18 protein-coding genes are annotated in these 20,959 nt (G+C 59.0%); 8 read left to right on the top strand and 10 right to left on the bottom strand.

Annotated features, from left to right (window positions below):
• Positions 1-23: 23 nt before the first annotated feature.
• The 8 genes from cmoB to AC1RS8_RS25460 all read right to left on the bottom strand — a co-directional run bounded on the left by cmoB (position 24) and on the right by AC1RS8_RS25460 (position 10,542).
• On the bottom strand, positions 24-980 hold the full coding sequence (cmoB, locus tag AC1RS8_RS25495) for a tRNA 5-methoxyuridine(34)/uridine 5-oxyacetic acid(34) synthase CmoB (RefSeq protein ID WP_057716261.1): 957 nt from the start codon (positions 978-980) through the stop codon (positions 24-26).
• Positions 977-1,720, bottom strand: a complete 744-nt coding sequence (cmoA, locus tag AC1RS8_RS25490) for a carboxy-S-adenosyl-L-methionine synthase CmoA (protein ID WP_057716260.1) — start codon at positions 1,718-1,720, stop codon at positions 977-979. Before cmoA ends, cmoB begins: the two co-directional genes overlap by 4 nt.
• A gap of 189 nt (positions 1,721-1,909) precedes the next feature.
• On the bottom strand, positions 1,910-2,545 hold the full coding sequence (locus AC1RS8_RS25485) for a lysoplasmalogenase (protein ID WP_489340604.1): 636 nt from the start codon (positions 2,543-2,545) through the stop codon (positions 1,910-1,912).
• Between the two features lie 2 nt (positions 2,546-2,547).
• Positions 2,548-2,940: a protease inhibitor I42 family protein gene (locus tag AC1RS8_RS25480; RefSeq protein ID WP_489339802.1), complete on the bottom strand. Its 393-nt coding sequence runs from the start codon at positions 2,938-2,940 to the stop codon at positions 2,548-2,550.
• 191 nt (positions 2,941-3,131) lie between these two features.
• Positions 3,132-3,590 (bottom strand): hypothetical protein, encoded by a 459-nt coding sequence (locus AC1RS8_RS25475; RefSeq protein WP_489339803.1) that lies wholly within the window; start codon positions 3,588-3,590, stop codon positions 3,132-3,134.
• Positions 3,591-3,776: 186 nt separating this feature from the next.
• Complete coding sequence (gene lon, locus AC1RS8_RS25470) at positions 3,777-6,194, bottom strand: endopeptidase La (protein ID WP_489339804.1); 2,418 nt, start codon at positions 6,192-6,194, stop codon at positions 3,777-3,779.
• 329 nt (positions 6,195-6,523) lie between these two features.
• Positions 6,524-8,935 carry a glucose/quinate/shikimate family membrane-bound PQQ-dependent dehydrogenase gene (locus tag AC1RS8_RS25465; protein WP_489339805.1) on the bottom strand — a complete coding sequence of 804 codons (2,412 nt, stop codon included), beginning with the start codon at positions 8,933-8,935 and terminating at the stop codon, positions 6,524-6,526.
• A 224-nt stretch (positions 8,936-9,159) separates the two neighbouring features.
• Positions 9,160-10,542, bottom strand: coding sequence for a carbohydrate porin (locus AC1RS8_RS25460; protein WP_218495003.1), 1,383 nt, complete (start codon positions 10,540-10,542; stop codon positions 9,160-9,162).
• A 365-nt stretch (positions 10,543-10,907) separates the two neighbouring features.
• Here AC1RS8_RS25460 and AC1RS8_RS25455 point away from each other — a divergent pair, with 365 nt between their 5' ends.
• Both AC1RS8_RS25455 and AC1RS8_RS25450 read left to right on the top strand, forming a co-directional pair.
• The gene (locus AC1RS8_RS25455) at positions 10,908-11,138 is read left to right on the top strand and encodes a VF530 family protein (RefSeq protein ID WP_090453280.1); all 231 of its coding nucleotides are present in this window, start codon (positions 10,908-10,910) and stop codon (positions 11,136-11,138) included.
• A gap of 2 nt (positions 11,139-11,140) precedes the next feature.
• The gene (locus AC1RS8_RS25450; protein WP_340315392.1) at positions 11,141-11,785 is read left to right on the top strand and encodes a Pr6Pr family membrane protein; all 645 of its coding nucleotides are present in this window, start codon (positions 11,141-11,143) and stop codon (positions 11,783-11,785) included.
• Between the two features lie 171 nt (positions 11,786-11,956).
• On the opposite strand, the gene AC1RS8_RS25445 is transcribed toward AC1RS8_RS25450, so the two are convergent.
• Entirely contained in the window at positions 11,957-12,742 is a 786-nt protein-coding gene (locus tag AC1RS8_RS25445; protein WP_489339806.1) for a siderophore-interacting protein, read from the bottom strand.
• Complete coding sequence (locus tag AC1RS8_RS25440) at positions 12,739-13,314, bottom strand: PadR family transcriptional regulator (protein WP_223503267.1); 576 nt, start codon at positions 13,312-13,314, stop codon at positions 12,739-12,741. Before AC1RS8_RS25440 ends, AC1RS8_RS25445 begins: the two co-directional genes overlap by 4 nt.
• A gap of 501 nt (positions 13,315-13,815) precedes the next feature.
• Between AC1RS8_RS25440 and AC1RS8_RS25435 the strand changes: the two genes are divergently transcribed.
• From AC1RS8_RS25435 to AC1RS8_RS25410, 6 genes are all read left to right on the top strand, one after another.
• On the top strand, positions 13,816-14,304 hold the full coding sequence (locus tag AC1RS8_RS25435) for a CS1 type fimbrial major subunit (RefSeq protein WP_057716250.1): 489 nt from the start codon (positions 13,816-13,818) through the stop codon (positions 14,302-14,304).
• A gap of 108 nt (positions 14,305-14,412) precedes the next feature.
• Entirely contained in the window at positions 14,413-16,935 is a 2,523-nt protein-coding gene (locus AC1RS8_RS25430; protein WP_489339807.1) for a CS1-pili formation C-terminal domain-containing protein, read from the top strand.
• Positions 16,936-17,036: 101 nt separating this feature from the next.
• Positions 17,037-18,227, top strand: coding sequence for a hypothetical protein (locus tag AC1RS8_RS25425; RefSeq protein WP_241781145.1), 1,191 nt, complete (start codon positions 17,037-17,039; stop codon positions 18,225-18,227).
• A gap of 59 nt (positions 18,228-18,286) precedes the next feature.
• The gene (locus AC1RS8_RS25420; protein WP_489339808.1) at positions 18,287-19,030 is read left to right on the top strand and encodes a molecular chaperone; all 744 of its coding nucleotides are present in this window, start codon (positions 18,287-18,289) and stop codon (positions 19,028-19,030) included.
• 54 nt (positions 19,031-19,084) lie between these two features.
• A complete protein-coding gene (locus tag AC1RS8_RS25415; RefSeq protein ID WP_489339809.1) occupies positions 19,085-19,573 on the top strand; it encodes a CS1 type fimbrial major subunit in 489 nt (162 codons plus the stop codon).
• A gap of 112 nt (positions 19,574-19,685) precedes the next feature.
• Complete coding sequence (locus AC1RS8_RS25410; RefSeq protein WP_090453285.1) at positions 19,686-20,942, top strand: hypothetical protein; 1,257 nt, start codon at positions 19,686-19,688, stop codon at positions 20,940-20,942.
• Positions 20,943-20,959: the final 17 nt, after the last annotated feature.

Below are 20,959 nucleotides of genomic sequence, written 5' to 3'. Positions count from 1 at the left end.
TTCTGTATTTGGGTGGTTGTGGTTTACTTCCGCGCCACAATCACCGCCCGCATCGGCGCCGGCAACCCTTCAATGGTCTTGCTGTGATCTTCCGGATCGAGGAAGTCACTGAGCGACTGATACTTCATCCACTCCGTCCCGCGCTGTTCCTCGATCGTGGTGGTGCTCACGTCCACGCACTTCACGTCTGTGAACCCGGCACGTCGCAACCACAACTCCAGCGCCGGCACCGACGGCAGGAACCACACGTTGCGCATCTGCGCGTAGCGGTCCTCCGGCACCAGCACCTGATGTTTGTCGCCTTCGACCACCAGGGTTTCCAGCACCAGCTCACCGCCCTTGACCAGGCAATCCTTCAGCGCCAGCAAATGTTCGATGGGCGAACGGCGGTGGTAGAACACACCCATGGAAAACACTGTGTCGAACCCTTCGAGGTTCGGCGGCAGGTCTTCGAACGGGAAGGGCAGGTGCCAGGCGTTCGGCTCGGACAGGTAGCGTTGCACCGCCTGGAACTGGCAGAAGAACAGCCAGTTCGGGTCGACACCGATCACGCTGTCCGCGCCGGCGCCAAGCATGCGCCACATGTAATATCCGTTGCCACAGCCGACATCGAGGATGCGCTTGCCTTTCAGGTTCAGGTGCGGGGCGACCCGTGACCACTTCCAGTCCGAGCGCCATTCGGTGTCGACGTGCACGCCGAACAGGTCGAACGGCCCTTTGCGCCATGGCGACAGGCCCATCAGCGCGGTACGCATTTGCGCGCGGGTCTCGTCGCTGCAATCGGTATCGAGCTTCAAGCCATTGAGCAAATCGACTTCACTCGGCTGGATCTTCGGCAGGGCGTCCAGCGCGCTTTGCCAGCGTTCCAGGTCGCCATGGCCCTTTTCCATTTTCTTGTCGAGTTGTGCTTGCAGGGTGTTGGCCCATTCGGCCAGCGGCGTGCCGGCCAGACGGCGGGCGAGGGGGGACAGATCAATCATGGCAAGGCAATCAACGAGGCAAAGTTAAGACACTGGAACCACGGCACGACTTTCGAGAACCCGGCGGCCAACAGGCGTTCGCGGTGTTCTTCGAGGCTGTCGGGCTTCATGACGTTTTCGATGGCGCTGCGCTTCTGGGCGATTTCCAGTTCGCTATAGCCGTTGGCGCGTTTGAAGGCGATATGCAGGTCGGTGAGCAACGCGTGTTCCTGCTCGTCTTCGAAACGCAGTTTTTCCGAGAGGATCAGGGCGCCGCCGGGCAACAGCGACTGACGGATGCGCGACAGCAATGCTGTGCGTTGGTCCCGGGCGATGAATTGCAGGGTGAAATTCAGCGCCACCACCGAGGCCGGCTGGAACTCCAGCGCCAGGATGTCGCCTTCGATCACCTCCACCGGCAGCAACTCCTGGAACATCGAGTCCTGACCGTTGAGGTACTCGCGGCAGCGTTCGACCATCGCCGCCGAGTTATCCACAGCGATCACCCGGCAGCCATCGGTGCGCACGTGCCGGCGCAAGGCCTGGGTCACGGCACCCAGCGACGAGCCCAGGTCATACAGCACGCTGCCCGGCTGGGCGAACTGCGCGGCGAGCACACCGAGGTTTTCGACGATGGTCGGATAACCCGGCACCGAGCGCTTGATCATGTCCGGGAACACCCGCACCACGTCCTCGTTGAAGGCGAAGTCAGGCACCTGGGCCAGAGGCTGGGCGAAAAGGCGATCGGGTTCTTTGCTCACGGCGGTTCCAGCGGTGTAGGTGGAAAAGGCCGGCATTTTAGCCAAGTTGGCGCGGGGATGCGCGGGTTGTCTGATAAACCGCCAAGCAGCCTGCAAAGTCTGTGTGTTCAGTGATATTGATATCGCGAGCAAGCTCGCTCCCACAAGGGCTGTGCAATACCTGTGGGAGCGAGCTTGCTCGCGATGGGGTCAGCGCGGTTTCTGAGTGAACGCCGATGCCGTGATCCCCCATTGCCCCAGCCAATAGCTGAGGATGATCACGTACGGCGCCGCGTCGAACGGCACCACGAAGCGGCTGATGCCGATCACGCTGTCGGAGAACACGAATGCCACTGCGCCCGCCGCCGCCAGTAGCGCCGAGCGTTTGGGCACATCGGTCCCGAGTCGGGCCAGGGCGCGCCACAGCATGGCGCTGATCGCCGTGCCATAGACAATCACAGGCACCAACAATGGCCCGAGGCCGTTGGAAATCAGAATCCCCAGCAGGACGGCGCCGACGCCGAGGGCCAGCACCAGTGGCAGCAATGCCGGACGCCGGCAATCGCTCAAATAGGCTTTCAGATAGGCCAGATGCGCAACCAGAAACGCCCCAAGGCCGAACACGAACAAATCCCCCGGCCATGCCAGCAACACGTCGCCGACCAGGGAGAAAATCAGCCCCAGGCTGATCCAGCGCCGATATTCGCCTGGTGGTGCGTCATGCAACCAGCCAAGCAGGGCCAGCACCGGCAGCGGCTTGACCAGCAGGCACAGCAGGGACGCATGCACGCTCAGGCCATAAAGGAAGGTCACTGCGCCCATCAGCGCCAGAATCAGCCAGCCCACGGTCAGTTGACCGAAATCGCGCAGTCGAACGAATCCACCGGCAGCACTTCCGGCGCCCATGGCTGTTGCGAGGTCAGGCGCAAACGTCCGGTGCCGGGCGCGAAAGCCTGAAAGCGCCAGGTCGAGACCCCGGCTGCGCCGACGATGCCAGCATCTTCCGGATTTCGATAAACCTCCGGGCCCAGGGCGTGCAATACACCGCCGGCCGAATCCTGGATTGCCCAGCGATAACCCGTGGTCGGATTGCTCGGCAGGGTCAGGATCAGGTTTTGCCCGTTGCTGAGTTTCACCGGACATTCGCTTTGTTTTTCCACGGTCACGTTGTGCGCAGGTTGCGTGGCGCATCCGGCAAGCAGGGCGAGGGCGAGGGGGACAAACAGGCGAATGGGGGACATAAGGTCAGTTGCTCCGGCGTTCACGACGAACGGCGAGCATAACTTAAGATGAGACAAAGTGTGACAGTCGCCCGCAATGGGGGTGTAAGAGTTGACGCTATCGCGAGCGGGCCACACACAGGGGGTAGAGGTAACCTCGTGAGAGCGACCTGCTCGGGATAAAGAAAATATTTACTGGTAGTGCTTAACGGTTAACTCACAAGAGAAAAACAGAAATCGCTTTCTGATGTAAATTCGATGCCATTCAGATCTTTGAACTTCATAACGACGTTGCCAGAGTACTGTTGTGTTTCGTTACTCACGGTCAAGTTCATGACACCTTCCAATGCCCAATGGCTGGTGTAGGCAGGGAAGTTTTCGGTATAGGCAATTTCTATCAAATAGTCCAGAGAGTTCAGTGTGTAGATTCCCGTCTCGATATGCTTGGGCATGTAAATGTCAAAGGCCCGGTCACGCGGGGTGTTTTTTTCTCCGGCCTTGAAAATGGCGAGGATTTCCCTGTTTCCGACGCTGGCGAAAAATTCTTCGGACCGGAAGTATTCACGATTCTGAAGGGTTGCATTCAAGTGGTTGTTTGGGCAGCAACGGCGAAATTTGACATTGTCATTAATGCGTTCGTCGACACCATTTCTTCGTTGTTTTATATCCATGGGGTTCTCTCCTTTGTGCTTTTCGCACGAATGATTTGAACCTTGAGGATATAGAGCCGAAGTGCCTGGATGTACTCTCTGTTCTGATGGGATTACAAACCTATTAATTATTTATTTTTAGTTATTGCTGGCCTCGAAAAAATGGTCAGGTTACGAGCCTGACCATTTCGAAATCACACTGTTTAATCAGAACAACACCTTCGCCACATCCGCAAAGCGCTTGGCGAAGTGCACGGTAATCCCTTCCTTCAGATACTCCGGCAACTCCTCGAAATTCCCCCGGTTGGCCTCCGGCAGAATCAGTTCGAAAATCTTCTGCCGCCGCGCCGCAATCACTTTTTCCCGCACCCCGCCAATCGGCAATACATGCCCGGTCAAGGTTAGTTCGCCGGTCATGGCCACGCCTTTTTTCGGCGGTTGGTTGCGTGCCAGCGATAGCAGGGCGCTGGCCATGGTCACGCCGGCGCTCGGGCCGTCTTTCGGGGTGGCGCCTTCCGGCACGTGCAGATGGACGAAGGCTTCGTCAAAGAATTTCGGATCGCCGCCATAGGACTTCAGGTGCGAGCTGACATAGCTATAGGCGATTTCCGCCGACTCTTTCATCACATCACCCAATTGCCCGGTGAGCTTGAACCCACGGTTGAGGGTGTGGATGCGCGTGGCTTCGATCGGCAGGGTTGCACCGCCCATGCTGGTCCAGGCCAGCCCTGTGATCACGCCGACCCCCGCCAGTACCTGCTCGTTGCGGAACACCGGCTTGCCGAGCGAAGCCTCCAGGTCTTTCGGCCCGAGCTTGATCACGGCTTTCGGTTCGTCGAGCAGTTTCATCACCGCTTTGCGCACCAGTTTGCCGAGGTTTTTTTCCAACTGGCGCACGCCGGCTTCACGGGCATAACCGTCGACCAGCGCCTTGAGCGCGCTGTCGCTGATGCTCAGGCTGCCCTTGGACACGCCGGCTTTCTCAAGCTGCTTGGGCCACAGGTGACGCTTGGCGATGGCGACTTTTTCTTCGGTGATGTAGCCCGACAGGCGAATCACTTCCATCCGGTCCAGCAGCGGGCCGGGGATCGAATCCAGAGTGTTGGCGGTGCAGATGAACAGCACTTTCGACAGGTCCATCCGCAGATCCAGATAGTGGTCGAGGAATTCGACGTTCTGTTCCGGATCGAGGGTTTCCAGCAGCGCCGAGGCCGGATCGCCCTGGTAGCTCTGGCCCATCTTGTCGATTTCGTCGAGCATGATCACCGGGTTCATCACCTCGACGTCTTTCAACGCCTGCACCAGTTTGCCCGGCTGCGCGCCGATGTAGGTGCGGCGATGGCCCTTGATCTCGGCTTCGTCGCGCATGCCGCCAAGGCTGAAGCGATAGAACGGCCGGCCCAGGGATTCGGCGATGGATTTGCCGACGCTGGTCTTGCCCACGCCCGGCGGGCCCACCAGCAATACGATGGAACCGCTGATCTCGCCTTTGTAGGCGCCGACCGCGAGAAATTCGAGGATACGGTCCTTGATGTCATCGAGGCCGGCGTGGTGTTTGTCCAGTACCTTGCGCGCGTGCTTGAGGTCGAGTTTGTCCTCGCCGTACACGCCCCACGGCACCGAGGTCGCCCAGTCGATGTAATTGCGGGTCACCGCATATTCCGGCGAGCCGGTCTCGAGGATCGACAGCTTGTTCATTTCTTCTTCGAGGCGTTTCTGCACCTGCGTCGGCAGGACTTTGCCCACCAGCCGCTGCTCGAACTGTTCGAGGTCGGCGCTGCGGTCGTCCTTGGTCAGCCCCAGCTCCTGCTGGATAACCTTGAGTTGTTCCTTGAGGAAAAACTCGCGCTGATGTTCGCCGATCTTTCGGTTAACTTCGGCGGAAATCTCTTTTTGCAGGCGCGCGACTTCGACTTCCTTGCGCAGCATCGGCAGGACTTTCTCCATGCGCTTGAGCATCGGCACGCAGTCGAGCACTTCCTGCAACTCGCTGCCGGTGGCCGAGGTGAGCGCGGCGGCAAAGTCGGTCAGCGGCGACGGATCGTTGGGGCTGAAGCGGTTGAGGTAGTTCTTCAGCTCTTCGCTGTACAGCGGGTTGAGCGGCAGCAGTTCCTTGATCGCATTGATCAGCGCCATGCCGTAGGCCTTGACCTCGTCGGTCGGCTCGGTGGGCTGGTGCGGGTATTCGACTTCCACCAGGTACGGCGGGCGGTGGTGCTTGAGCCAGGTCTTGAGGCGTACGCGGGTCAGGCCTTGGGCGACGAACTGCAGCTTGCCGTTTTCGCGGCTGGCGTGGTGCACCTTGACCAGCGTGCCGTAGAGCGGCAGGGCCGAGGTGTCGAAATGGCGCGGGTCTTCCTGGGGCGTGTCCATGTAGAACAGGGCCAGGGAGTGGTGATCGGATTTGCTGACCAGATCGAGGGTTTCGGCCCACGGTTCTTCGTTGACGATGACCGGCAGCACCTGGGCCGGGAAGAACGGTCGGTTATGGATCGGGATGACGTAGACCTTGTCCGGCAGGTTCTGGCCAGGCAGGGCCAGGCCTTTGCCAGGTTTGTGCTGCTGGGCGTTTTCCGGATCGGCGTATTCGCTCGGGTCTTCGGGGAATTCCTGCTGGTCGCTCATGGGGGCACCTGCGCAATGGGTATGGGTCTTAGATGGGGCAGGTTGGCGGTGGTTTCAACGGTCATTTTCTGCGACGCGGTGTTTCGCAGGTATGTTCAGCGCAGAGACAGGTTAGCTGGATTTCGCGGCGACACTATCCCCTGTGGGAGCGAGCTTGCTCCGGGCGGCGTTCCGACGATGAGGCAAGGACAGACACCCTTGAAGTGACTGTCAGACCGCTATCGCGAGCAAGCTCGCTCCCACAGGGGGCGGGGGTGATTTGAAATCTGCGATAACAAAAAAGGCGACGTCCTCACGGACGTCGCCTTTGTTTTGACTGCCGCTAAAACTTACTCGGACAGTTTGTAAGCAATCACATAGTCACCCATTTTGGTGCCCAGTGAGCCGTGACCACCGACGACCAACAGCACGTACTGCTTGCCGTCCTTGCCGGTGTAGGTCATCGGTGTAGCCTGACCGCCAGCCGGCAGGCGCGATTTCCACAGCTCGTTGCCGGTGTTGACGTCATAGGCGCGCAAGTACTGGTCCAGCGTACCGCTGAGGAAGCCGACGCCGCCGGCGGTGACCATCGAGCCGCCCATGCTTGGCACGCCGAGTGGCAGGCCGATAGGCAATGGCGAGCTGTCGCGGCTGGTGCCGTTCTTGCGTTTCCACACGACTTTGCTCGTGGTCAGGTCGATGCCGGCCACGTAGCCCCAGGCCGGAGCCTGGCACGGTACGCCTAACGGCGACATGAACGGGTGCATGATCACCGCGTAAGGTGCGCCCGTGTTCGGTTGCACACCCGCGGTTTCGCTCTCGCGCTTGCTGTCGGCTGCGACTTCGGCACGAGGCACCATCTTCGAGACGAAGGCCATGTAGTTCGGACTGGTGAACAGCATCTGGCGAACCGGGTCGACCGAAACACCGCCCCAGTTGAAGACGCCGACGTTACCCGGATAGATCAGGCTGCCCTGTTCCGACGGCGGGGTGTACTGGCCTTCGTAACGCAGTTCCTTGAACTGGATGCGGCACAGCATCTGATCGAACGGGCTGGCGCCCCACATGGCTTTTTCGGTCAGTTCCGGGGCCAGCAGGTTCAGGTCCGAACGAGCCTGGGTCGGCGCGGTGCGGTCACCTTTTACGGCACCTTGCGGAGCCGGAATCTCCTTGATCGGGATGATCGGCGTGCCGTCACGACGGTCGAGGACGTACAGGCTGCCCTGTTTGGTCGGGGCGATCAGCGCAGGTTTCACGCCGTCGGCGGTTTTCATGTCCAGCAGGGTTGGCTGGCTGCCGACGTCCATGTCCCACAGGTCGTGGTGAGTGAACTGGTAGTTCCAGCGCACCTTGCCGCTGGCCAGATCCAGCGCGACCAGGCCGGCGCTGAATTTCTCGGCGCCTGGAGTGCGGTCTGCACCCCACTGGTCAGGGGTCTGGTTGCCCAGTGGCAGGTAGACCATGCCGAGTTTTTCGTCGACGCTGGCCAGCGACCACATGTTGGCCGAGTTGCGGCTGTAGTGTTCGCCCTCTGGCAGCGGTTCGGTCGCGTCGGGATTGTTGCTGTCCCAGTTCCACACCAGATGACCGTCGTGTACGTCAAAGGCACGGATCACGCCGGATGGCTCGTTGGTCGACTCGTTGTCGGTGACGTGGCCGCCCATGATCACCAGATCACGAGTGATCGCTGCTGGCGAGGTGGAGTAGTAGCCGCCGGCGGTGAACGGGCCGATGCCTTGAGTCAGGTCAACCACACCGTTTTTACCGAAGCCTTCGCAGATCTTGCCGGTGTCGGCGTTGAGTGCGATCAGGCGTGCATCGGCGGTTGGCAGGTACAGACGACGCGGGCAAGCCTGGGCAACGGCTTTGCCAGTCTCGGAAATCACTGCGGAGGCAGCGCTTTCAGACTTGGCGTAGGCCGCTTCGTCGTAGTACGACACGCCACGGCAGGTCATGTGGGCGAAGCCCTTGAAGCCCACCGGGCTCTTGATCTGCGGGTCGAAACGCCACAGTTCCTTGCCGGTGTCCGGGTCCAGCGCCAGCACCTTGCTATGGGCGGTGCAGGCATAGAGCATGCCGTTGGCCTTGAGCGGGGTGTTTTCGTTGGTCAGTTCCACCGGGTCATCAGCGGTTGGCAGATCGCCGGTCTGGATACGCCAGGCTTCTTGCAGCTTGCCGACGTTGGCCGGGGTGATCTGCTTGAGCGGCGAGTAGCGGTCACCGAATTCGCTGCGGCCATAGGCCTGCCAGTCGCCTTCGGGCATCTGCGGCGCGGTGCTGGTCATGTCCGCGTTGTCGCGACCCAGTTCGCCGAAGGTTTCGCCCGGATGGGTGAACTGGCTGGCCACGGCGGTGGCGCCGGCCAGGACCACGGCCACGCTCAAGGCGCCAGTACCCATAGGGGCAGGGCCGTTGATCAGCAATGGACGACGGAACCACGGCAGCAGCATCACCACACCGAGGGCGAACCACAGCGCCAGGCGCGGCACCAGTTGCCACCAGTCGAGGCCAACTTCCCACAGCGCCCAAACAGTGCTGGCGAACAGCACCAGTGCGTACAGGCCCAGCGCCGCGCGGCGGGCGGCGATCAGCAGGACGCCGCTCAGCGCGATGCCGATACCGGCCAGCAGGTAATACAGTGAGCCGCCAAGCATGCTCAGCTTGATCCCCCCGGCCAGCATGGCCAGGCCCATCAGCAGAAGCAATATGCCGAGCAGGGTCGGCAATAGACGGCTTCGGCTCAAGGCACCATCAGTGCTCATAGTGTGATTCTCCGTGACGTTTCAAGTAGTCCCGCGCAAGTTCACTGTAGATGACGATCTTGTGCGGGCAGGGTTCATATAAAACGGGTTTGGTTGACGCATACCCTGTGGGAGCTGGCTTGCTCGCGAGAAGCCTGAGAACACCGCGGGGTGTCAGGCTCCAAGCGTTATCGTTCACGTCCATCGCGAGCAAGCTCGCTCCTACAGGGGGGTTGTGGTGTTTTTTAGAACGACGACTGGACCTTGATCCCGCCGATCAGCGCGTCATCGACCTCGTCCACGCCACCGGGATGGCGGATGTATTGCAGGTTCGGGCGCACGGTCAGCCAGTTGGTCACGTGCACGCCGTAATAGAGTTCGGCGCTGTATTCGGTGTCCTGGGGCGGCAGGTAGGACGGATTGTCGTAGTCGAAAACAACATTGGCCTGGTTGGTCGCCTCGGCATTCTTGCGATAGGCCGGGTTGACGTGGACGCGGGCCATGGCAAAGCCGATGTCGTCCCTGGCGCGCGCATCGAGCAGGCCTTTGTAGACGAGGCCGGCCTGGACGTAGTTGTCGATGGCGTTGGTTTTTTTGTCGTGCATCGTGCCGTTGGCGAACAGGCTCAAGCCGCGAGAGTGGTCGCTGGCGAGGCTGGTGACTTGCTGCTGAAGGCCCAGCCACGCGCCGTGTTTGCTCGACGCGCTGCGATAGGCTTCGCCACTCAGGGCGGCAGGCTGGCCATTGCTGTCCTTGTAGACGTCGGTGGCGTTAGCGCTGCTGTAGTAGTAACCGGCGCGGTATTCACCCGGCAGGCCGTTGAGTTTCGGCGTCCACACCAGCTCTACCGGCAGGACTGCGCCCTGGGTGCCGCTGCCGCTGAGCTTGAAACCGTTGTCGCGGTCAAGGTTCGACGGGTTCTGCTCATACGCGCCGATCTGCGCGTACAACTCTGGCGTCAGGTGATATTTGACCCGCAGCGCCCACTGGCTGACCGGCCAGTTGTACCAGATGTCACCGGCCCAGTTGCCGACCTGGGAGCCGCAGAACGCCAGGTTCTGGAAGTCGCAGGGGAAGCTGTTGAAGTCTTCGCCTTCGCCGAAGCGGCCGACCTTGATGTCGAGCTTTTCATCGAAGAACTTCTGCTGATACCACATCTGCGTCAGGCGCCAGGTCTGGCCGCGGCCCCAGACTTCCTGGGCCGAGGTGAAGCCGCCGACACGCGGGTCATTGATGCGGTCGTTGCTGATGTTGTTGCCGCTGCGTTCGGTGATGGTCAGCTGGAACTCGGCATCGTCCCAGCCGAGGATCTTCTGCAAGTCCAGGTGGGTGCCCAGGCCGAACTGGTCGCTGTAGCGCGCGGTGCGGTCGTGGTCGTAGCCGCCGTGAAGGTTGCTGCCCATTTCGCCGGTGTAATCCAGTTTGAAGTCATAGCCTTTTTCCGCCAGCTCCGTACGTGTGCCGTTCCAGTCGCCGAGCATCCACGGTGAGTCGCTATCGAATGCCGGAGCGGCCTGGACACAGGTGGCGAGGCCGAACGCGGTGAAACCGCCGATCAGTTTGAGGGCGTTGTGGCAAGAGACAGTCTTAAAGACAGCGCTGTCTTTCGAAAATCGCAAATCAGGCATAGGGAAGAAATTCTTGATCTTTTTCTGGGGGATGAGCGGAAGAAGTGACTGGCAGAAGCGTTTCAGCTAAAGCGTGCGCAAGGATAATGTTCCGTTACAAATAGAGAAAGGGCTTTTGCTGACATGCATCCTTTCAATTTTGGTAACAGTGTTCTCCTGTAGGAGCGAGCTCGCTCGCGATGGTCGTGAACGATAACGCGTCAAACCGGATACCCAGCGGCGTCGTTGCGTTTTTCGCGAGCAAGCTCGCTCCTACAGGATTCCAGGATTCCAAGATCACCTACATTTAACAGACCGCTTCCACCCGAAGAAGCCCTCGGCTAAGGTGCGCGGCTTTCCCATTCCAACATCGCTGAAGGCCCGGCATGACCGAACACAACACTGATCCGCTGCATGGCGTGACGCTGGAACAGATCCTCAACGCGCTGGTTGACCACTACGAGTGGTCGGGGCTGGCCGAGCGCATCGATATCCGCTGCTTCAAGAGCGACCCGAGCATCAAGTCGAGCCTAACATTCCTGCGCAAAACCCCGTGGGCGCGGGAGAAGGTCGAACGCCTGTATGTGAAGTTGATGCGCACCAAACGACCGCTTTGAACATGGTCAACCCGTCTGTGTTACGCCGTCGTTTTGCGGTCGTGGCTGCCATGCTCGGCTGGGCGGGGTTGAGCATCCAGATGTACCTGATTTTCCATTCGCGCTGGACGCTGGGCGCCAGCCTGATCGGCGGGCTGGTGAGTTTTTTCAGCTATTTCACCGTGCTGAGCAACACCCTGGTGGCGACCGTGCTGACCTGTGCAGTGACCTCCCGCGAGTCGGCGGCGCGTCGCTGGTTCTTGCAGTCGTGGGTCAGTAGTGGCATTGCCGTGAGCATCGCCGTGGTGAGCCTCGCTTACAACCTGCTGCTGCGCCACTTGTGGCATCCCGAGGGCTGGCAATGGCTGGCCGACGAACTGTTGCACGACGTCATGCCGCTGCTGTTTCTGGTGTATTGGTGGAGTTGCGTGCCCAAGGGCAGGCTGCGGGTGGGACACATCGGGTTATGGGTGATCTATCCGCTGGTCTACTTCGCCTATTCGCTGCTGCGCGGGCATTTGCTGGCGGTTTATCCCTACCCGTTCATTGATGTCGAGAAGCTGGGTTATCCACAGGTGTTTATCAATGCCGGGGGATTGTTGGTGGGGTTTGTGGTGATTGCCTTGCTGGTGATTGGGCTGGATCGGTGGCGTACCGCCCGGAAGTGAACGCTGATTGTGGCGAGGGGGCTTGCCCCCGTTGCGCTGCGAAGCAGTGCTAAAAGCTGCAATGAGTATTTATCTGAAACACCGCATCAGCAGATTTTACGACTGCTTCGCAGCCGAACGGGGGCAAGCCCCCTCGCCACAAAGTCTTTAACCAGCGATTGAGCGAGCAGATCACTCCTCGACACTGTCCCCCAGTTTCCAGTAACCCACCGCCTTGACGAACTGCTCGTCCAGCCCGTGCTCATCCAGCAGCACCCGACGAATCTGCCGCGACACTTTGCTCTCGGTCGCCACCCATGCGTACAGGCTGCCGGCTGGCACCTGGATCTGGCGCACCGTGCTCAACAAATGATCTTTGCCGCCTTCGCGCAGCACCCAGATCACATTGACCTCGGCAGCGCTCTCCAGCACTTGCTGCTCCTTGCCGTTTTCCACTTCGACAATCACCAATGCGCGTCGATTGGCTGCCAAGCCTTCGAGGCGTCGGGCAATGGCGGGTAGGGCGGTTTCGTCGCCGATCAGCAGATAGCTGTCGAACATGTCAGGCACGATCATCGAACCCCGTGGCCCGCCGATGTGCAGGAACTGCCCCGGTTTGGCCTGTTCGGCCCAGGTCGAGGCAGGGCCGTCGCCGTGCAGTACGAAGTCGATGTCCAGTTCCAGGGCGTCCAGATCGTAGCGACGCGGGGTGTAGTCGCGCATCTCAGGCAGCGGACCATTGTCCTTGCCGGCGCCCAGCACCAGGGTTTCCAGCGCCGCGGCCTGTTCGGCATTTTGCGGGAACAACAGTTTGACGTGATCGTCCGTGCCGAGGCTGACAAAGCCTGCCAATTCAGGGCCACCCAAGGTAATCCGGCGCATGCGCGGAGTCAGGTCGACCACGCGCAACACTTCCAGGCGACGGCGTTTGATTTCGTGCATGACACGGTGAATGGTTGAGGCGATGACTTCAGTCATTCGGCGTTCTCCTGAACGGGTTGAACGGCGGGGCCGTCGACGATGGCTTTGGCGGTGTCGTTGAGCAGGACAGCGACGCGGTGGATTTCTTCCTTGCTCCAGCGGCCGTGGTGCAGTTGCAGCGCGTGGCGCAGGTTATGCACGGCTTCGTGAATTTCGGGCGGGCGATCATGGCCGCGCAGCGAGCGTTTGCTGACATCGATGCGCACCCGCACACCTTCAAGGGCGATGGCTTGCTCTTTCAAGGACAGACGTCCGGCGTCGGTCACGCTGTAGCGTTTTTTTCCGCCTTCGGCGTCGCCCTGGATCATTTCGCTCTCTTCCAGAAAGGTCAGGGTCGGGTAGATCACACCGGGGCTGGGGCTGTAGGCGCCGTCGAACATGCCTTCAATCTGGCGGATCAGGTCGTAGCCGTGGCAAGGCTGTTCGGCGATCAGTGCCAGCAACAGCAATTTCAGGTCACCGGGGGCAAAGACCCGGGGGCCGCGACCACCGCGCTCACGTCCGGGGCGTTTCTCGAAGCCGTCGCGGCCGTCGCCGTGTTCACGGTGGGGGGAATGATGGTCTCTCATTTCTGCTTTCTCTCGTCGTGTTTAGATACAACTTAAGATATATCTTAACGAGAAAGCAAGCCCCCCTGACCGGTGGCCGTTCCGAGCGTCGAGCCGATGACCCCGCCAAAACCGCAAAAATAGTGGTAATCAGTGCGGGTGAAAAACCTGAAATTAGTGTTAACTCTCTAATGTTGGGTTTTGGCCTGTTAAATGCGGGGTTTGTGGTATTGGTCTTACAGAAGTAACTTCGTTAGTTTCTGCTTGTCATTGCCGTTAGTGTGCGGTTTGTAGTATTTCTCTTACAGTCAGACATTGGTTTTTAAGTTATTTCAGGTTTTTTCTTTCTCGGGTGATAGCACTTTGGCTACGCACTTGCAGGAACGTTCCTGCTTACTTTCCAGATAAATTGATCGATCATCTTTCGGCGTTGAAAGTTCAGCTGAGCAAATAGCTGCTCGTGACGGTTTTGCTCAACTTGAACTTTCTGCGCTTATCCTTTTAAAAGACAGGTACTGAAAGATGTTCAAGAAAATCGCGTTTGCTGCTCCTCTGGCTGTTCTGGCTCTGAGTTCTTCCGCCGTATTTGCCGCGGGTGAAGCCCGTCACTCCATCAACCTTGTCGCGCATGTACCGACCAACGGTTTCTACGTGGTACCGGTCGATCCGGATCTGGTCAACAAGGATCAGAGAATGGATTACATTCCAAGCAAGGGCACCATGGATGAGGTCAACGGTTTCTTCGACGTACGCAACAACAACGGCTCGGTGCATGCCAGCCTTGAAAGCGTGCCGGAGCTGATCAGTGGTGCATCCAAAATTGGCCTGCAAGTGGCACTCAACAATGTAGTGCTCACCACGACTCCGCAAATGGTGGTTGGCGAGACCGAATCGAATGTCAATTACCGTGCCCCACTCAACATCAAGGCACAAGGCACCACCTTTGCACCAGGTGATTACACCGGTGCCGTCACCATGATGTTCGACGCTGTTCCTCCGGTTGCTCTTTGAACTTGATCAAGAGTCATAAGCGCTTACTTGTATAAGTAACGTGACCGACCGGCAATATTAAAAGTTGCCGGTCGGGTTTCAACTTCTTTGATATTAGAGTATTCGTTCATGTTCCCGATGACGCCCATCGCGGCAGCGCTTGCGTTGCTGTTATGTAGCAGCGCATTTGCGGCGCCCGCTTCCGTTGATAATACGCCGCGAAGTTTGCTGGCCCAGGCCAAAGGCTTGCCGGCAGAGTTCGAGGAGCATTTTTTCGACGTTCCGTTGGCGGTCCGGGTCGAACTCGATCAGCAACCGTTGGGCGAGGCGATGATTGTATTGTCCCGCGATGACCGGGTGACGTTGCTCGATTTCACCGACACCAGTGAAAGCCGCTTCGGCGCCAGCGAACGCGAGACTTGGGCGGATATCCTCAAACCCGGCGTGGCGCTGGGCGCCTGCAGCGGTCAATGCCCGGAGCAGATGCTGGCGGTGCACTACAACCTGGAAAATTCATTGCTGTCGATCGTCACCGAAAATGCCGAACGCGACAGCGAAGCCAAGCGTTTCTACGATCAGCCTGAAGGCGGCAGCAGCGGCCTGATGGTGCGCAATCAACTCAATCTCAACGGCGGCCAGGATCAAGACCTGGGCGGTCGTTTCGGTCTGGAAGCCAGCGGCAGCCTGGGCAACTGGAGCCAGACCTTCAACATGCAACTGGCGCGTCTGGGTGGACCGGACGACAAGACCTATCACGCCGTGCATGAGCTCTTCACCCAGCGCGAACTGGAGGGCAGTTTTTTCCGGCTGGGGTACTTCACGCCCAACTCCGAAGGCTTGACTCGCCAGCCCCGTTCGTTCGGCACCAGCCCCGACACCGCCGTCGGCGTGATGTACGGCAGTTCCGACAGCCTGGCCATCGACAGCCCGAAACCCAGCGTCTACCCGGTTTATGTCACGGCCAACCGTCAGGGTTCCGTGGAAATCTATCGCGATGGCCTGCTGATCAACACACAGTCAGTGCCAGCAGGGTTGCAGACCCTCGACACACGGCCATTGCCGGGCGGTATTTACGAGGTGGAAGTGCGGTTGATCGAAGATGGTCAAATCACCTCGACCACCCAGGAGCTGATCTATAAGCCGAACAACTGGCGCAACCACGATGAGCGCTGGCGCTACAACCTGTTCGCCGGGCAGGAAAGCAAACTGCTGAGCAACTGGGATCAACAGAGCAGTGGCGATGCCACGGCGGGCGCCTCGATCAATTACCTGCTGCACCCACGGGTGATTCTCGGACTGTCGGCACGCCAGGTGCGCGAAAAACTCCAGTACGGCAGCTCCATTGACTGGACCCTGGGCAACAGCACCAGCGTCTACGCCAATCTTTACCAGACCGAAGACCACGGCACCGGCGCCGATCTGCAAGGCCTGTACAACTACGGCTCTGGCAGTCTGGTGATCAGCCACAACCGTAGCTGGCTCGACACCACCAACACTTATGACATCCTGCCCGACGGCACCCGCGTACGCCAACGCAATGTGTTCACCGGCCAGACCAGCAACTCGTCGCTGGCGCTGAACCACCGCATCAGTCGCAAGAGTTCGCTCAACGCGCGGGTGTCCCACAGTGAGGGCAATGTCGAGGGCGTCGGCGTCGACCTCGGCTGGACCCAACGAACCCAGTTGTTTGGCAGCGATGCCAACTGGCGCCTGTCGCTGTTCGACCGCCCAGGCAGTTACAGCAGTGGCGATGCGCGCAATCGCGGTGTCGACCTGAGCATCAACATGGCGCTCGGCGGTCCGGGCCAGCAGATTTCCGGCAGCATCGGCAGCCGCACCGCCCGTGAGGGCGGTCGCGACAACAACGCCTCGCTCGGTTACCGCAAAGACCTGCAAGACCACGTGTTGCAGAGCGTCTCGGTGACGGCGCTGACCGACACTTATGGCGTCGGTTTGTCGAGCCTGGCGAACTTTCGCACCGACGCCATCAATGGCGACGGTTTCATTCAACGCTCTTCGTTCAACGACAACTTCACCGGTGGCGTGAACCTCGACAGCACGCTGGTGGTCGGCGCGCAACGCATGGCATTGACCAGCCAGCATCAAGGGCGCGGCGCCGGGATGATTGTCGACGTCGAGTCCGACATCGACGGTATCGCCTTGCGCGCCGACGACCTCAGTGGTGGCAGCGCGGCGCTGCGGCCGGGGCGCAATTTCATTCCGCTCACGGCCTACAAAAACAGTTCGGTGAGCTTCGACTTCGAAGGCAATCACGTGCCGGCGGCCAGCATCGAACCGGCGCGCACTCGCTATCACCTGAACAAGGGCGGTGTGGAGTACCGCAAGGTGCGGGTGATGAAAACCCTGACCGTGCTCGGGCGCCTGATCGATCCGCAGGGGCGGCCGCTCAAGGGCCACCACGTGATCAACCACGCCAGCCGTGGGGTCAGCGAGGTCGACGGTTTCTTCTCGATGGAAATGAACGCGGGTTCACCGACCCTGCAAGTGCGATATGCCGACCAGTTGCTCTGCCAGTTCCGTCTCGATACCGACAAACACCGCAATGAAAACAACGTGCTGATGATCGGTGATTTGCGCTGTTCGCCGGACACCTTGGCGGACGCCAATCGCACGGCTGAGACGGCGGGATGACGGATATCCGGTTCAAGGGATTTTTGAGGTCATGTCAAATGTTAGATATTTCACAAGTTAAAAGGTCAGCCATATATGCAGCCGCTGTTGTTGGAGTAGTCGTGGCGCTGTTCCCTGCTTCAGCCGCAGCGGTCACCCAACAAATCAGGGCAGTGTTTTACCCTGATGCATCTAACCCTCAATTCAATAAGTTCGAAAATAGAACGCCGTTAAGTGGTTTTTGCTTGGATAACCCACCTCAATGCCACGCTGAAAACCTGTTCAGCTTACGCCTGCCTATTCTCTCTTACTCGAATGCAACCATTGTGGGCGGTCATACCAACAAGCGTTTGGGGGCGATGTTTAACATTCCTTCGCAATGGCAAGACGTGACCGTCAGCCACCCAACGGCGCCCCCTCAAACCGTCAGGTTCCGGGTGGCCGGCATGGGCGTGGCCTACAAATTACCTCTGCCGGCACCCGAACTGACCGGCGGGTTAGGCCATAACTATCTGTTTGAGGGCGGTACCTGGAGTTATGCCGGTCCACCGTGCACCGGTTTAATGGGTGCGGGTAATGACATTGGTTTCAATAGTTTCTGGCGGCACCCGGTTAGCGCCGAGATTTGCGCCAAGAAGGCTGTTTTCGATATTCCACAACCCTTCAAATATGAAACATTCGACATTACTTATGAGCTTGATACTCCCAATCCCCAAGACATGGTTTCGGGGCAATACACCGGACAGCATATTTTTCGAGTTGGGCCAAGCCAGGATTTTGATTTGGGCGATGTGATGATTCCTCAGGACAACGTCATCGTTCTTGATTTTCTTCTCGACGTTGAACATGTGTTGAAAATCGACATCCCCCCCGGCGGTGAAAAAATTCAGCTGGTCCCGGCTGGCGGCTGGCAGAGGTGGTTGCATGCGGGGCGAAAACCCGTGCGGTTGTTCCGTGACCAGACCTTCAACATCTCGGCCTCATCGCGTTTCAAGATGCACATGGAGTGTGAGTGGAGCACTGCCTACGACTGCATGCTCGATGACCGCGTCTCCAAGCGGGGGGTGGAGCTGCAGGTCTTTGTCACCCTGCCCAATGGCCTGACCGACACGAGCGGGCAACCCGTCAGGCACATGCGTTTGCGAGCGGGCGCGGCCAATGCGTTGAATTTCCAGCCGGGCTTCTACGTCGACAGGGCGCCGGGTGTTCTGCACTTTGAAGTGCCCCAGAGTCAAATGGCATTCATGCTCGAACCGGGTGCCGGTCCTTACTACAAGGGCAAAGTCACCGTGATCTGGGATTCGGAAATCTGATGGGCCGTCTATCGATGGACCGCGCCTGTGTTGTGTTCAATGTCATGAGGTTCAAAGGTATGAAACGTCTGTGGTTGCTGTTGGGTTTGAGCGGGTTTTCTCTGGCGGTTCAGGCCGGTCCGCAGATCAACGTCGGAACGGTGTACGACTATCTGGACGGCGACAAGAGCACTTACCTCAAACGCGTATTCAACAGCGGCGACAGCACCGCGTTCGTCAAGGTCAACATCCTGGAAATCATCTACGACGCCGATGGCACACATCGCGAAATACCGGTCGCAACGCAAGCGGATGGCAGCGGTCGGGATGGCTTAATGGCCAGCCCCGCACGGCTGATCGTGCCGGCCAATGGCATGCAGGGTACGCGTTTGCTGCACTTGGGCGCTCGTGACACCGAACGTTATTTCCGCGTGCGCTTTGTGCCGGTGGTTCCGGAAAAGGAAGATGACTTCGCGGTGTCCAGTGAAGAGCGCGAAACCTACAAGGAGAACCTGTCGGCGGGGGTCAACGTGATGACCGGGTTTGGCACTGTGTTTTTTGTCCGTCCCAAGAACAGCCGTTTCGACAGCGTGATCGATGACAGCGCCGATGTTTATCGACTGCGCAACAACGGCAACACCGTGGTGGTGATCGATGAGTTTCGCAATTGCTCGCTGAAGAATGAAACCGAGTGCGAGCCGACCACCAAGCATCACGTTCTGGCGGGCAAGTCGTTCGAGTTCGAGAAGAAACCCGGTCGGGAATACCGCTTCAACCTGATCGAAGGCGCTGAAAAAAAAGCGTTGCGCGTTGCCAGCCAGTAACACCGCCAAAGGCGGGTTGACTCACCGCTTTCTTTTACGCAACAGGTAACTGACATGATCAAGCAATCGGCCATCGCCCTCTGTGTGGGCGTGATGGCGTGTGCCCAGGCTTTCGCGGCACGGGAAGAGCGCACGTTCGAAGTGTGGGCGGATATTCCGACCCTGGGCTTTTACGTGCTACCGGCCGAGACGAACTGGATTCATCTGGAACAGACCCTGCCGTGGAATCGCAACACGTCGAAGCTCGAAGGGTTACGCAAGAATTTCGACGTCAAGCACGACACCAGTGCGATCGAAGCGCGACTGGACGCCGAGCCCTATCTGTTCAACGGGCGGGAGGACCAGAACATCTACTTGCGGGTCACCTTCAATGGCCAGGAGTTGAGCCACGAGGCGACGCCGCGCGAAGTGGTGTCGGCGGCGCAGGCGATGGCAGGCGGGCGCTTTGCTTTGGAAGTCCAGCCGAAAGAGCCGGCCGGTGGTTATAAACCGGGCACTTACTACGGAACGGTGCAATTGATTTTCAGTGCCGCGGCACCCTGATCTGTTTTTGACAGGGCCCAAAAGTGTGAGAGCACACGGGTGTTGCAGCGTTTGAATGTCGAGTGGATATCGCCACCCAGGGAGCAGGGCGGCTTTTCGGAGATGGATACAGATGAATGTCACAGGTGTTTTGTTTTCAACGAGGCTTTTATGGTTATGGAGTCTTTTAATGGTGTGGTGGCTGATGCCCCAGGCGTTGGCACAAGACGTATCAATCACGGCGTTGTTCAAGCCTGATTCGGCTCATCCGCATCTCAACCAATTCAAGAACACTACTCCGCCCAGTGGCTACTGTCAGCTATATCCGGGGCAATGTGAGGAAAACAAGACGTTCAGCCTGCAAGTCCCGATTCGATTCGATTCCAGCCAAGCGATCCCGGCCAACCATGCATCGCCGCGCCAGGGCGCAACGTTCAAGGTGCCGGCGCAATGGCGTGATCTGACGGTTCGTCACGAATCCGGGGAAGTGGAGACTGTAAAGGTGAGGATTACGGGTGTGGGCTCCAGGCATGTGACACAAGATGTGATGCAGTTGGTGGGCGGCGCCGATGATTATCGGATTGCGCACAACCTCTTATGGGGATCGAGCTGGGTGAACTCCCCGCCGCCATGTCTTTACAGTGGCGTGGGTTACTACGGTACCAACTACTACGGTTTTTTCTGGAAAACACCGGTTGAGGCCGCGTGTGATAAACAGGCGAAATTCAATATTCCGTGGTTGCGCTACGACCATCTGGATTTTTCCTATGAACTGGTCACGCCCAATCCATTGGGCATGTTGGCAGGCCATTACACAGGCTCGCTCACCTACACGATCGGCCCCAGCGGCGACTTCGATTTCGGCGATGTCATGCTGCCGAGCAGTCCGGTGTTAACCATGAACTTCAACCTCGACGTTCAGCACACCCTCAAGGTCGACATTCCGCCCGGTGGTGAGAAAGTCCAATTGGTACCGGCCGGTGGCTGGCAGAGCTGGTTGCAGGCGGGGCGCAAACCGGTGCGGTTGTTCCGTGACCAGACCTTCAACATCTCGGCCTCATCGCGTTTCAAGATGTACATGGAGTGTGAGTGGAGCACTGCCTACGACTGCATGCTCGATGACCGTGTCTCCAAGCGTGGGGTGGAGCTGCAGGTCTTTGTCACCCTGCCCAATGGCCTGACCGACATGAGCGGGCAACCCGTCAGGCACATGCGAATGCGATCGGGCGCCGCCAATGCGTTGTATTTCCAGCCGGGTTTCTACGTCGACAGGGCGCCGGGTGTTCTGCACTTTGAAGTGCCCCAGAGTCAAATGGCATTCATGCTCGAACCGGGTGCCGGTCCTTTCTACAGGGGCAAGGTCACCGTGATCTGGGATTCCGAGGTCTGAGGCTCGGGGCTGCCGCC

It is taken from the genome of Pseudomonas sp. GW821-FHT12A04 (assembly GCF_058807755.1).
This window is presented reverse-complemented; position numbering and strand designations above follow the sequence as displayed.

Coding starts and splice junctions, on each gene's coding strand:
- cmoB (WP_057716261.1), bottom strand. CDS start 980: ATGATTGATCTGTCCCCCCTCGCCCGCCGTCTGGCCGGCACGCCGCTG.
- AC1RS8_RS25480 (WP_489339802.1), bottom strand. CDS start 2,940: ATGTCCCCCATTCGCCTGTTTGTCCCCCTCGCCCTCGCCCTGCTTGCC.
- AC1RS8_RS25475 (WP_489339803.1), bottom strand. CDS start 3,590: ATGGATATAAAACAACGAAGAAATGGTGTCGACGAACGCATTAATGAC.
- lon (WP_489339804.1), bottom strand. CDS start 6,194: ATGAGCGACCAGCAGGAATTCCCCGAAGACCCGAGCGAATACGCCGAT.
- AC1RS8_RS25465 (WP_489339805.1), bottom strand. CDS start 8,935: ATGAGCACTGATGGTGCCTTGAGCCGAAGCCGTCTATTGCCGACCCTG.
- AC1RS8_RS25460 (WP_218495003.1), bottom strand. CDS start 10,542: ATGCCTGATTTGCGATTTTCGAAAGACAGCGCTGTCTTTAAGACTGTC.
- AC1RS8_RS25455 (WP_090453280.1), top strand. CDS start 10,908: ATGACCGAACACAACACTGATCCGCTGCATGGCGTGACGCTGGAACAG.
- AC1RS8_RS25450 (WP_340315392.1), top strand. CDS start 11,141: ATGGTCAACCCGTCTGTGTTACGCCGTCGTTTTGCGGTCGTGGCTGCC.
- AC1RS8_RS25445 (WP_489339806.1), bottom strand. CDS start 12,742: ATGACTGAAGTCATCGCCTCAACCATTCACCGTGTCATGCACGAAATC.
- AC1RS8_RS25440 (WP_223503267.1), bottom strand. CDS start 13,314: ATGAGAGACCATCATTCCCCCCACCGTGAACACGGCGACGGCCGCGAC.
- AC1RS8_RS25435 (WP_057716250.1), top strand. CDS start 13,816: ATGTTCAAGAAAATCGCGTTTGCTGCTCCTCTGGCTGTTCTGGCTCTG.
- AC1RS8_RS25430 (WP_489339807.1), top strand. CDS start 14,413: ATGTTCCCGATGACGCCCATCGCGGCAGCGCTTGCGTTGCTGTTATGT.
- AC1RS8_RS25420 (WP_489339808.1), top strand. CDS start 18,287: ATGAAACGTCTGTGGTTGCTGTTGGGTTTGAGCGGGTTTTCTCTGGCG.
- AC1RS8_RS25415 (WP_489339809.1), top strand. CDS start 19,085: ATGATCAAGCAATCGGCCATCGCCCTCTGTGTGGGCGTGATGGCGTGT.
- AC1RS8_RS25410 (WP_090453285.1), top strand. CDS start 19,686: ATGAATGTCACAGGTGTTTTGTTTTCAACGAGGCTTTTATGGTTATGG.